Source organism: Streptomyces sp. 378, assembly GCF_030124145.1.
Classification (GTDB): Bacteria; Actinomycetota; Actinomycetes; order Streptomycetales; family Streptomycetaceae; genus Streptomyces.
Genome location: NZ_JASKMS010000022.1, coordinates 44,758 through 56,993, shown reverse-complemented (window position 1 = coordinate 56,993; position 12,236 = coordinate 44,758). Strand labels below are relative to the sequence as shown.

At 72.1% G+C, this 12,236-nt stretch carries 11 protein-coding genes; 4 read left to right on the top strand and 7 right to left on the bottom strand.

The annotated features are described in order from the left end of the window. Positions 1-39 precede the first annotated feature (39 nt). The 5 genes from QNO09_RS26725 to miaA form a co-directional block, all read right to left on the bottom strand. The gene (locus QNO09_RS26725; RefSeq protein WP_283972801.1) at positions 40-1,566 is read right to left on the bottom strand and encodes a M1 family metallopeptidase; all 1,527 of its coding nucleotides are present in this window, start codon (positions 1,564-1,566) and stop codon (positions 40-42) included. A gap of 314 nt (positions 1,567-1,880) precedes the next feature. Next, positions 1,881-4,046 (bottom strand): RelA/SpoT family protein, encoded by a 2,166-nt coding sequence (locus QNO09_RS26720; RefSeq protein WP_283972800.1) that lies wholly within the window; start codon positions 4,044-4,046, stop codon positions 1,881-1,883. Positions 4,047-4,343: 297 nt separating this feature from the next. Continuing rightward, positions 4,344-5,216, bottom strand: coding sequence for a diaminopimelate epimerase (gene dapF, locus QNO09_RS26715; protein ID WP_283972799.1), 873 nt, complete (start codon positions 5,214-5,216; stop codon positions 4,344-4,346). Between the two features lie 113 nt (positions 5,217-5,329). Next, positions 5,330-5,842, bottom strand: a complete 513-nt coding sequence (locus tag QNO09_RS26710) for a hypothetical protein (protein WP_283972798.1) — start codon at positions 5,840-5,842, stop codon at positions 5,330-5,332. A gap of 108 nt (positions 5,843-5,950) precedes the next feature. Continuing rightward, a complete protein-coding gene (gene miaA, locus QNO09_RS26705) occupies positions 5,951-6,889 on the bottom strand; it encodes a tRNA (adenosine(37)-N6)-dimethylallyltransferase MiaA (protein ID WP_283972797.1) in 939 nt (312 codons plus the stop codon). Positions 6,890-7,071: 182 nt separating this feature from the next. Between miaA and QNO09_RS26700 the strand changes: the two genes are divergently transcribed. After that, on the top strand, positions 7,072-7,326 hold the full coding sequence (locus QNO09_RS26700; protein ID WP_283972796.1) for a hypothetical protein: 255 nt from the start codon (positions 7,072-7,074) through the stop codon (positions 7,324-7,326). Positions 7,327-7,352: 26 nt separating this feature from the next. Beyond that, the gene (locus tag QNO09_RS26695; protein WP_283972795.1) at positions 7,353-7,673 is read left to right on the top strand and encodes an antitoxin; all 321 of its coding nucleotides are present in this window, start codon (positions 7,353-7,355) and stop codon (positions 7,671-7,673) included. A 319-nt stretch (positions 7,674-7,992) separates the two neighbouring features. Here QNO09_RS26695 and QNO09_RS26690 read toward each other — a convergent pair whose 3' ends face one another. Both QNO09_RS26690 and miaB read right to left on the bottom strand, forming a co-directional pair. Beyond that, entirely contained in the window at positions 7,993-8,709 is a 717-nt protein-coding gene (locus tag QNO09_RS26690) for a class III extradiol dioxygenase subunit B-like domain-containing protein (RefSeq protein ID WP_283972794.1), read from the bottom strand. 55 nt (positions 8,710-8,764) lie between these two features. Next, complete coding sequence (gene miaB / locus QNO09_RS26685) at positions 8,765-10,279, bottom strand: tRNA (N6-isopentenyl adenosine(37)-C2)-methylthiotransferase MiaB (RefSeq protein WP_283972793.1); 1,515 nt, start codon at positions 10,277-10,279, stop codon at positions 8,765-8,767. 210 nt (positions 10,280-10,489) lie between these two features. Here miaB and QNO09_RS26680 point away from each other — a divergent pair, with 210 nt between their 5' ends. Both QNO09_RS26680 and QNO09_RS26675 read left to right on the top strand, forming a co-directional pair. Continuing rightward, the gene (locus QNO09_RS26680) at positions 10,490-10,975 is read left to right on the top strand and encodes a cation:proton antiporter regulatory subunit (protein ID WP_283972792.1); all 486 of its coding nucleotides are present in this window, start codon (positions 10,490-10,492) and stop codon (positions 10,973-10,975) included. A gap of 4 nt (positions 10,976-10,979) precedes the next feature. Then, positions 10,980-12,197 (top strand): cation:proton antiporter, encoded by a 1,218-nt coding sequence (locus tag QNO09_RS26675; protein ID WP_283972791.1) that lies wholly within the window; start codon positions 10,980-10,982, stop codon positions 12,195-12,197. Positions 12,198-12,236 lie beyond the last annotated feature (39 nt).

Genomic DNA, 12,236 nt, shown 5'->3' with positions numbered 1-12,236 from the left:
CGAAGATGTTCGCACGGCACGGGGCGTCTCGTCATCGTGTTATCGGGTCGGCGTCCTCGCCGCCCTGGCCCTGTCCGGGGCCTGCGGTTTCGCCGGCGTCTCCGGCTTCCAGTCCGGGTGCCCCGGCATCGGCGGGGTCTTCTCGCCGTACAGCCAGTCCTGGAAGAAGCCGTCCAGGTTGCGCCCGGAGATCTCGGCGGCGAGCCGGACGAAGTCCTCCGTCGTGGCCGTGGCGTCCTGGTGCCGGGTGACCCAGGCCCGTTCGAGGCGTTCGAACGCCGGGCGGCCGATCTCCTGGCGCAGGGCGTACAGGACGAGGGCTGCGCCGTCGTAGACATTGGACCGGAAGATGCTCGTCTTGCGGGCGGGGTCGGGTGCCTTGGGGGCGGCGGGCGGCCCGCCGACGGCACGCCAGCGGTCGGAGGCCCCGTACGCGGCTTTCATCCGGTCCCGCATCGGCTTGTCGGCCTGCTCCTCGGCGTACAGCGCCTCGTACCAGGTGGCGTGCCCCTCGTTGAGCCACAGATCGGACCAGGTGCGAGGGCTGACACTGTTGCCGAACCACTGGTGGGCCAGTTCATGGACCATGATCGACTCGACGTACCACGGGGGGTAGACCGGCTCGGTGAAGAGTTCCCGCTCGAAGAGGGAGAGCGTCTGGGTCTCCAGTGCGAATCCGGTGGAGACGTCGGCCATGAGCAGGCCGTACGTCTCGAAGGGGTAGCGGCCGACCTTGCTCTCCATCCAGGCGATCTGGCCGGGCGTCTTCTCCAGCCAGGGTTCGAGGGCCTTGCGATGCGCGGTCGGGACGACGTCCCGTACGGGCAGCGCGTGCGGGCCGGTGCGGTGCAGCACCGTGGAGCGGCCGATGGAGACCTGGGTGAGCTCGGTGGCCATCGGGTGCTGACTGCGGTACGTCCACGTCGTCGTCCCGCCGGACTTCTCCACTCCGGCGGACAGACCGTTGGCGACGGCGGTGTGACCGTCGGGTGCGGTGACCCGGATGGTGAACATCGCCTTGTCGGAGGGGTGGTCGTTGCACGGGAAGACCAGGTGCGCGGCGTCGGCCTGGTTGGCCATGGCGAGACCGTCCGCGGTGCGCACCCAGCCGCCCTCGCGGCCCTGGGCGGGCACGGGATCACTGGTGTGCCGCACGGTGATCCGCATCCAGGTGCCGTCCGACACCGAGTCCTCGGGCGTGATCACCAGATCCTCGCCGGCGGTGCGGAACTGCGCGGGCTCGCCGTCGACCTCCACCGACTCGACCGTGCCGTGGGCGAAGTCCAGGTTGACGCGGTCCATGTCGGCGGTGGTCCAGGCGTCGATGGTGGTGACGGCCCGCAGCGGCTCGCTGTTGCTGCCCGGGTAGGTGAAGGAGAGGTCGTACGCCGCCACGTCGTAACCGGGGTTCCCGAGGTGAGGGAAGAGGCGGTCGCCGACGCCGAGCGGGACGGCGGGGGTGCCGGCGGCGACGAGGCAGACGGAGATGGCCGAGGTGAGCAGGGCGGCGGCGATCCGGCGACGGCGGGGGGTGGTGGTGGCCTGGCTGTGGGGGGTCAGGAGCATGCCTCACGGCTACCAGCGCGCGGGCGAGCGGCGGGGACGGCGCGCTTCCGTCCCACCCGAACCGGGGACGGCGGCCTGCGCCGGGTGCCGGTTCCCGCCGCCCGGAGGACCGTCCGGCGGCCGGGCTCGGATGCCGTTCGCGGCTGTGGGCCGGCCCGTGTCAGCCGTTTCCGCCAACCGCGGCTACGGCCCCGGCCCCAGTCCGCCGCTCTACGGCTGCGGCTGCGGCCCGGGGCAGGTCCTGTCCGACTGTGTCGTGCACGCGGCCGGAGGCACCAGCCCCTGATGCGAACCGCGGCTGCGGCCCGGCCCGGTCAGCCGTTCTGCGGTTGCGGTTGGGACTGCGCCCGGCTGACGTCGTACACCCCGGCCACATCGCGCATCGCGCGCATCAGGGCGGGCAGATGGCCCGCGTCCGGGAGCTGCACGGTGTACGTGTGCCGCACCTGCTGCTGGGTGGGGGGCTCGACGGTCGCCGAGACGATCTCGGCGCCCTCGGAGGCCATGGCTTCGGTGAGATCGGCCAGCAGATGGGGACGGACGAACGATTCGGCGACCAGTGTGACCCGGCACTCGGCGGCCTCACCCCAGCTCACGCCGACCTCCGCACGCCCCCCGTCCTTCATGCGCGCCACCACGGCGCACTCCACGCGGTGCACGGTGACCGCGCCCCCGCGCACGGTGAAGCCGGTGATCTCGTCGGGCGGTACGGGTGTACAGCATCGGGCGAGGCGGACGCTCGCGCCGGGCCGGTCGGCGAGGACGTGGCCGGTGGCGGGGCGGTCGGCGGGCTGCTCGGGGGGCGCGACCGGCTCGGGCACGTCGGCGGGCCGGAGCGCTGTCCGGTCCTCGTTCTGCTGGGACTCGGCCTGCGCCGGATGGGCGGCCAGCCACCGCTGGATGGCGATCCGGGCCGCGGGCGTGTGTGCGTGCTCCAGCCACTCCCGGGAGGGCTCCGACGCCGGGTCCTGGCCCATGAGCAGCTGGACGGTGTCGCCGTCCTTCAGGACGGTGCTCAGCGTCGCCAGACGGCCGTTCACCCGTGCGCCGATGCAGGCGTGCGCGTCCTCGCCGTACTGCGCGTACGCGGCGTCCACACAGCTCGCCCCCTCGGGCAGGCCGATGGTGCCGCCGTCCGGCCGGAAGACGGTGATCTCGCGGTCCTGGGCGAGGTCCTCGCGCAGGGTCGACCAGAAGTGGTCGGGGTCCGGGGCCGCCTCCTGCCAGTCGAGGAGCCGGGAGAGCCAGCCCGGCCGGGTGGGGTCGACGCGCTCGCCGTCGACCGGGTCGTCGGGGGCGGGTGCGTACGGGTTGCCGAGGGCGACGACGCCGGCCTCGGCGACCTTGTGCATCTGGTGCGTGCGGATGAGGACCTCGACGACCTGCCCGTCCTCGCGTGCCACGGCCGTGTGCAGCGACTGGTAGAGGTTGAACTTCGGTACGGCGATGAAGTCCTTGAACTCCGAGACCACCGGGGTCATACACGTGTGCAGTTCACCCAGCACGCCGTAACAATCGGCGTCCTCGTGCACCAGCACCAGGACCCGGCCGAAGTCCGAGCCGCGGAGCCGGCCGCGTTTGCGGGAGACGCGGTGCAGCGAGACGAAGTGGCGGGGCCGGATGAGGACCTCGGCCTGGATGTCCGCCTCGCGCAGCACCCCGCGTACCTCGTCGGCGACCTCGGCGAGCGGATCGTCCGTGCGGGCCGCGTTGCGGACGATCAACTCCCGGGTCTGCGCGTACTCCCCGGGATGCAGGATCGCGAAGACCAGGTCTTCCAGTTCGGTCTTGAGCGCCTGGACACCGAGCCGTTCGGCGAGCGGGATGAGCACGTCACGTGTCACCTTGGCGATGCGCTCCTGCTTCTCGGGGCGCATGACGCCGAGGGTGCGCATGTTGTGCAGCCGGTCGGCGAGTTTGATCGACATGACGCGGACGTCGTTGCCGGTGGCGACGAGCATCTTGCGGAAGGTCTCGGGCTCGGCGGCGGCGCCGTAGTCGACCTTCTCCAGTTTGGTGACGCCGTCGACGAGGTAGCGGACCTCCTCGCCGAACTGGTCGCGCACCTGGTCGAGTGTGACGTCGGTGTCTTCGACGGTGTCGTGCAGCAGGGACGCCGTCAACGTCGTGGTCTCGGCGCCGAGTTCGGCGAGGATCAAGGTCACGGCGAGCGGGTGCGTGATGTACGGCTCGCCGCTCTTGCGCATCTGGCCGCGGTGCGAGGACTCGGCAAGGACGTAGGCATGGCGCAAGGGCTCGAGATCCGCGTCGGGGTGGTGGGCGCGGTGGGCCTCGACGACGTGGCCGATGGCGTCGGGCAGCCGGCCGCGGGCGGCGGGGCCGAGCAGGGCCGCGCGGCCGAGGCGGCGCAGATCGATCCGGGGGCGGGCCTTTCTGCGGGGGGCTGTCGGCGTCACCGGTCCTGACACCGCGCCCGGCATCGGGCCTGGGGTCACGGAATTCGTGGCCTCCGCACTCATGGGCACCTCCGGCTGCGTCAACCGGCGGACGGGGTGCCCCAGAGCGGACACGGCTCAGGGGGCGGCTTCGGTCCCCCGTCCGGGCCGGTGCTTGATGCTACCGAGCCCACCACGCCGGACTGACCGCCTCTCGCCGAGCGTGAAACTGATCACCCATTCGAGGGACGAATGTGAGGTTTGTACCCCTGCACGTCACAGCCCACACGGAGTGATTCCCGCCAAGTGGCCGATTGGCAACGGTTGTTTCGAGTCGGCCGACCGAGGGCGCGTGGGTGTTTCAGGACGGCCCGCCCCGGCTCACGCGGACCTGGCGGCGTCCAGCCAGTCCGCGTCGATCTCGCCCTCGGCCACGATCACGGCCGGGCCGGTCATCTCGATCTCGCCGTCGGGTCGCTCGGTGATCACCAGGGTGCCGCCGGGGACGTCCACGGTGTACGTCACGGGGGTGCCGGTGACCGTCGGGTCGGCGCCGTCACGCCGGGCGGCGGCCACGGCGACCGCGCACGCGCCCGTGCCGCACGAGCGGGTCTCACCGGAGCCGCGCTCGTGCACGCGCAGCGCGACGTGTCCGGGAGCGCGGTCGACCACGAACTCGACGTTCACACCGTCCGGGTACGCGGCGGCCGGGCTGAAGGGCGGCGGGGAGTGCAGGTCGCCGGCGTGCGTCAGGTCGTCCACGAAGGCGACCGCGTGCGGGTTGCCCATGTTGACGTTCCGCGCGGGCCAGCTGCGCTCGCCCACACTCACCGTGACGTCACCGTCGGGCAGTACCGCCTTGCCCATGCCCACGGTCACGTCACCGTCCTTGGCGATGTGCACGGTCTTCACGCCGCCGCGGGTGGCGACCGCGAGGTCTCCCTCGGTCACGTGTCCGGCGCGCTGGAGGTAGCGCGCGAACACGCGCACGCCGTTTCCGCACATCTCGGCGATCGAGCCGTCGCCGTTGCGGTAGTCCATGAACCACTCCGCCTCGGCCGCCATGCTCTCGGCCTCCGGGTGCGCCGCGGACCGCACGACGTGCAGCAGCCCGTCACCGCCGATGCCCGCGCGCCGGTCGCACAGGGCGGCGACGGCGGCCGGGGGCAGGTCGATGGCGTTCTCCGGGTCCGGGACGATCACGAAGTCGTTCTCCGTGCCATGACCTTTGAGGAAGGCGATCCGCGTGCTCATGCCTCGATCGTAAGGGGTGCCCACGACAACGCCTCGGCGCGCCGACGGCGGTGCTCCCGCATCTCCGGAACCCTCGGCGCCGCCGAGCCTCGCCGGGGGGCGCCGTACGGCGATCAGCGCAACCGCGCCACGCGCCACACGGCGAGGACCACCACCACGGCCACGACGAGGGCGTACGCGAGGGCGACCCGCCAGTCGGGTCTGCGGCCGGAGCCCTTGGCGGGCAGACCCGGCCAGGTGTAGCCGACGCGGCGGGCGGCCATCATGCCCCAGCCGGCCGCGCAGAAACAGATCAGCAGACCCAGCATGGCGATGACGGCACCGCTGTCGCCGAAGTCGAAGGCGAGCGGGAACGCGAACATCAGGGAGCCGAGTGCCGCGAGGCTCACGATGGGGGCCAGCTGCCAGACGCGGAGCCGGCGCTGCGGGCGCAGCTCGACCTCGACCTCGTCGGCGAACATCTCGCCGGGCTCGGGACCGTCGTCCGTCACGCCCTGCGTCTCGTCGGGCCCGTCGGAGCTGAGGTGGTCCGCCTCCTGCTCGGGTGCGTCAGCGCCCTGCGCCCCATCCCGCTCGGCGGTGATGTGGTCGGTGCTTCGTGCGGTGTCGCGAGGGCCGGCCTCCATCGCCACGCGCCCTCCCAACTAGGACTCAACTCGGTCGATCGAAGCTCGATGATGGCACGCCGCCGATGGACCGGATGACGGCCTGGGCGTCCCGATGCCATGACGTGATCAGGCTGTAACCGGTCGTTCGACCAAGGACAGCGCGAGCTGTGGAAGTTCTGTGAGATCGGTAGCCGCCCCACTCAACCAGTGCACCCGCGGGTCGCGCCTGAACCATGAATCCTGACGGCGCGCGAAGCGCTTGGTGGCACGGACGGTCTCGGTCCGCGCTTCCTCCAGGGTGCACTCCCCGGCGAGCGCCGCGAGCACCTGCTGGTAGCCGAGCGCGCGCGAGGCCGTACGCCCTTCGCGCAACCCCTGCGCCTGGAGTGCGCGCACCTCGTCCACCAGGCCGGCGTCCCACATCCGGTCGACCCGGCGCGCGATGCGCTCGTCGAGCTCGGGGCGGGCCACGTCGACGCCGATCTGGAGGGTGTCGTACACCGAGTCGTGGCCGGGGAGGTTGGCCGTGAAGGGCCTGCCGGTGATCTCGATCACCTCCAGGGCTCGCACGACCCGGCGGCCGTTGCTGGGCAGGATCGCCCGAGCGGCCTCGGGGTCGGCGGCGGCCAGGCGGGCGTGCAGCGCGCCGGAGCCGCGCAGCGCGAGCTCCTCCTCCAGTCGGGCGCGGACCTCGGGGTCGGTGCCCGGGAACTCCAAGTTGTCGACGGCCCCGCGCACGTACAGTCCGGAGCCGCCGACCAGGATCGGCCAGCGGCTCTCGGCGAGCAGGGCCTCGATCCGTTCCCGGGCCAGGCGCTGGTACTCGGCCACGGACGCCGTGACGGTCACGTCCCAGATGTCCAGGAGGTGGTGGGGGACGCCACCGCGCTCCTCGGGCGTCAGCTTGGCGGTACCGATGTCCATCCCTCGGTAGAGCTGCATGGAGTCGGCGTTGACGACTTCGCCGCCGAGGCGCTGGGCCAGGAAGACGCCCAGATCGGACTTTCCGGCCGCGGTCGGACCGACGACGGCGATGACGCGGGGGGCGGGGGGTGCACTGCTCACCGACCCAGTCTCGCAAACCTCCCACCCTGCTCTCGAACGAGTTACGTGACGCCACGGCCGCGGGGTCGTTGCCCGTTGCGAGGTTCCTGCCGCCGGATCGCGGAGGCGGTGGCCCGGGCCACGCAAACCAACGCACCGGGCAACGCGGGATTTCGCCCGCACGAGTAACGTATGGAGTGGATATGGGCGTTTTTGCACGACTTCTCCGTCGGTCGAAGGCCACGGCGGAGACGCCTGCGGCCGAGGCTCGGACAGACACGACGACCGAGACCGAGACGGAGGCGGCCGAGACCGCGGAGCCGAAGAACGGCGACGGAACGGCGGAAGCGGCCGAGCCGGCTGCCGAGGCCACCGAGAGCGAGGGCGTCGACATCCCCAGGCAGCAGTCCACCGACAAGGCGGCCGACAACGAGGCGGGCGAGGGCGCCCGCACCTGACCACCCCGCGCGAGAGAAGGTGAGCCATGGGCCTCCTGGACAACGTGAAGGCCAAGCTGGGCCCGGCCAAGGGCAAGGTCTCGGACCTCGCGCAGCGGCACGAGGGCAAGATCCACCACGGGCTCGACAAGGCCGCGCAGGCCGTCGACAAGAGGACCAAGGGCAAATACAGCGACCGGATTCAGTCGGGCACGGGCCGGGCCAAGGGCGCCATGGAACGGCTCACGCACAAGGAGGACGGCGCACCGAACACAGGCGGTACGACGCCGTCCGGCGCGAGAGGCACGACTCCACCGCCGACCGCGGGCGGCACCCCGCCTCCGGAGGCACCACCGCCCACGTCCTGAACGCATCGGCGCAGAAGGCTCCGGGCGCACACCGGCGCAGCGCGTTCCGGGCGCGCGTATCGGCACAGCAGGTCCCGGGGCGCGCATCGGCACGCGGAGAGGCGCATCGGCTGACGGCCGCGGAGTTCAGAGGGCTCCCGGCCGTCCGCCGTGTCCGGCGCCCTTCGCCGGCGGGCTCTTCACCGGCAGGGAGTCGGCGGACGGCACGCCGCCCTTCCGGTGCCCCGGCGCCCGCGCGCCCCGCGTCCCTACTATGACCAGGCGCCCGCGCGCCCCGCGTCCCGCCTAGGACCAGGCGCCCGCGCGCCCTGCATCCCGCCTAGGACCAGGCGGCGACGACGTACCCCACGCCATAGGGCGCGTCCTCGTACAGCAGCGATCCGCCGAGGCCGGTGCCCTCGGCCGCGCCCGCCAGCACCTGCCAGGGGGCCCGGCCGGACGCCTTCAGTTCGTGCGCCGGGCCGATGTCCAGCGAGGTGAGTGCGGCGAGGTCCGCCGAGCCGAGCGCCCGCGCGACCTCCGCGTCGAAGGGCGCCGCCCGTTCATCCAGATAGCCCGGGGCCTTGAGCGTCCGGCACGCGCTGGCGTCACCCATCACCAGCAGGGCCACTCGATCGTCCCGGGCGGCGATGTCCCTGCCGGTCCGCAGGCACGACTCGGGCGGGTACATCTCCCCCACCCCCAGCCCCTCGACCGGCGCGTGGGACCACCCGGTCCGCTCCAGCAGCCAGGCGGCCACCGCCAGCGCGTACGGCAGCCGCGGTCCCGGATCGGCGCCCTCCGCCGCTCCCAGTCGTACGTCCAGGTCGACACCGAAGCCCCGGAACGATCCCCGGGTGCCCTCCGGGTACGTCTCGGGCCCGGCACGGTCCGCCACCGGGCCGACGACCACCAGGCGGCCCGGCCGGGCGGCGGCGAGCACGCCCAACGCGTCCGTGCAGGCTGCCCGCGCGGCATCCAGTTCCGGGGCGGCGCCCGCGGCGACGTCGGGGATCAGGAGGGGCGGGCAGGGGCAGACAGCGGCGGCGACAAGCATGATCGGCAGGGTAGCTCTCAGGAACCGCTGCCACCGCACAGGGCGGCGACCCGGCTCAGTCGCAGCCGCACCCGCTCGTCACGGCTTGCAGCGGCTCGGGGGCGCCGATCTTGGGCAGGCCCAGCATCACCCCGACGGGCTTGGCCTTCTCGGCCGCGTTCCGCTTCTCCCAGGCGTCGCCCGCGCGGGTGCGGCGTACGTCCAGCACGGCGCCCTCGGCGAGGAGGTGGTGCGGAGCGGCGTAGGTGATCTCGACGGTGACCACGTCGCCGGGGCGGACCTCCTGGTCCGGCTTGGTGAAGTGGACCAGGCGGTTGTCGGGGGCGCGGCCGGACAGGCGGTGGGTGGTGTCGTCCTTGCGGCCCTCGCCCTCGGCGACCATCAGCTCCAGGGTGCGGCCGACCTGCTTCTTGTTCTCCTCCCAGGAGATCTCCTCCTGGAGGGCGACGAGCCGCTCGTAGCGCTCCTGCACGACCTTCTTGGGGATCTGGCCGTCCATCTCGGCGGCCGGGGTGCCGGGACGCTTGGAGTACTGGAAGGTGAAGGCCTGGGCGAAGCGGGCCTCGCGCACCACGTGCAGCGTCTGCTCGAAGTCCTCCTCGGTCTCGCCCGGGAAGCCCACGATGATGTCCGTGCTGATCGCTGCGTGCGGGATGGCGGCGCGGACCTTCTCGATGATCCCCAGGAAGCGCTCCTGTCGGTAGGAGCGGCGCATCGCCTTCAGGACCGGGTCGGAGCCGGACTGGAGCGGCATGTGCAGCTGCGGCATCACGTTCGGCGTCTCGGCCATGGCGGCGATGACGTCGTCGGTGAAGTCCCGCGGGTGCGGGGAGGTGAAACGGACGCGCTCGAGGCCGTCGATCCTCCCGCAGGCGCGCAGCAGCTTGCTGAAGGCCTCGCGGTCGCCGATGTCGGAGCCGTACGCGTTGACGTTCTGCCCGAGCAGCGTGATCTCGGAGACGCCCTCGGCGACCAGGGCCTCGATCTCGGCGAGGATGTCGCCGGGGCGGCGGTCCTTCTCCTTGCCGCGCAGGGCCGGGACGATGCAGAAGGTGCAGGTGTTGTTGCAGCCGACGGAGATGGAGACCCAGGCCGCGTAGGCGCTCTCGCGGCGGGTGGGCAGCGTCGAGGGGAACGCCTCCAGCGACTCGGCGATCTCGACCTGCGCCTCGTCCTGCACGCGTGCGCGTTCCAGCAGGACGGGCAGCTTGCCGATGTTGTGCGTGCCGAAGACGACGTCCACCCAGGGCGCCCTCTTCACAATGGTGTCGCGGTCCTTCTGCGCGAGGCAGCCGCCGACCGCGATCTGCATGCCGGGGCGGCTCGCCTTCTTGGGGGCGAGGTGGCCGAGGTTGCCGTACAGCTTGTTGTCGGCGTTCTCACGCACGGCGCAGGTGTTGAAGACGACGACGTCCGCCTCGTCGGCGCCCTCCGGGGCACGGACGTAGCCCGCGTCCTCCAGCAGTCCGGACAATCGCTCGGAGTCGTGGACGTTCATCTGGCACCCGTAGGTGCGTACCTCGTACGTGCGCGTGCCGCCCACTGACAGGCTCCGGTCGATGCTGCTCATGGGGACAAGGGTAGGCGGTCGGCGAAAGTGACTCGGCCGCCTGTGGACAACCCCGCGTCCGCCCGAACGCCGACGCGCCAACCTCCGTCACGACACCCATGTCGCCACCGTACGGCCGGATGGGAGCATGCGGACTTGACCCGTCCGATGATCGGCACCGCTCATCAGACCACCAAAGCACGACAAACGAGACGAACAAGGGGAAGCAACGTGTCAGCTCCGCGCCTGAGGGCGACGCCGCTACCGGGTATCGGGGTCCAGTACGACCTGGAGACCCGGGAACACCGCCATCTGTCGGTCGTCGCGCACCGCGACGGCACGCGCACGGTGAACGTCTACCGCTCCGACGACCCCGACTCGTGCGCGCACTCCCTGCGGCTCACCAGCTCGGAGGCGGGTTCGCTGATCGACGCGCTGAAGCCGTCCCACCACAGCCCGAGCCTGCTGTACACCACGGACCTGGGTCTGGTCGCCGAGCGGATCGAGGTGGCCGCGACCTCGCACTGGAACGGGCGGGTACTGGGCGACATGCGGATGCGGACGGAGACGGGCGCGTCGGTGGTGGCCGTGCTGCGCCGGGCCGAAGCCATCCCGTCGCCCGCGCCGGACTTCCGGCTGGCCGGCGGTGACACGCTGATCGTCGTCGGGACCCGTGAGGGCGTCGACGCGGCCGCGACCATACTCGGGCGGGAGTGAGCTGTTGCACTCCGCGGTCCTGCTCATCGAGTTCGGTTCCATCATTCTCGGCCTCGGCCTGCTCGGCCGGTTCGCCGGCCGGTTTCGGATCTCCCCCATACCCCTGTACCTCCTGGCCGGTCTGGCGTTCGGCGAGGGCGGCCTGCTGCCGCTGGGCGCGAGCGAGGAGTTCGTCGCCACGGGCGCGGAGATCGGCGTCATCCTGCTGCTGCTGATGCTGGGCCTGGAGTACACGGCGAGCGATCTGGTCTCCAACCTCAAGACCCACTACCCATCCGGGCTGGTCGACTTCGCGCTCAACGCGCTGCCCGGGGCGGCGGTGGCGCTGCTGCTCGGCTGGGGCCCGGTGGCCACCGTCGTGCTGGCCGGTGTCACCTGGATCTCGTCGTCCGGCGTGATCGCGAAGGTGCTGGGCGACCTGGGCCGGGTCGGCAACCGGGAGACGCCGGTGATCCTCAGCGTGCTGGTGCTGGAGGACCTGGCGATGGCGGTGTACCTGCCCATCGTCACGGCGCTGGTGGCGGGCGTCGGACTGATGACCGGGAGCGTGACCCTGGCGATCGCACTGGGCGCGGCCGGGCTCGTACTGTTCCTGGCGGTGCGCTACGGCAGGGTCATCTCACGGTTCGTCTCCAGCGACGACCCGGAGAAGCTGCTGCTGGTCGTGCTGGGCCTGACCATCCTGGTCGCGGGTGTCGCGCAGCAACTCCAGGTGTCGGCCGCGGTGGGGGCCTTCCTGGTGGGCATCGCCCTCTCGGGGGAGGTCGCCGAGGGCGCGCACACCCTGCTGAGCCCCTTGCGTGACCTGTTCGCGGCGATCTTCTTCGTCTTCTTCGGGCTGCACACCGACCCGACGAGCATCCCGCCCGTCCTGCTGCCGGCCCTCGGACTGGCCCTCCTCACCGCGCTGACGAAGATCGCCACCGGGTACTGGGCGGCCCGGCGGGCCGGGATCTCCGTCAAGGGGCGCTGGCGGGCGGGCGGCGCGCTGGTGGCGCGTGGCGAGTTCTCGATCGTCATCGCCGGCCTGGCGGTGTCGGCCGGCATCGAGCCGTCCCTCGGCCCCCTGGCCACGGCCTACGTTCTGATCCTGGTGGTCCTCGGGCCGCTCACCGCGCGCTACACCGAGCCGGTGGCGACCTGGTGGGCGCGGCGCCGCGAGTCCCGCCACCCGCAGCCCGTGCCCCGGGCCGCAGAGGCGGAGGCACCGGTCGTGGACTGAGGAGGGAGGGGGCCGGGCGGCCCGCATCCGCGTGACCGG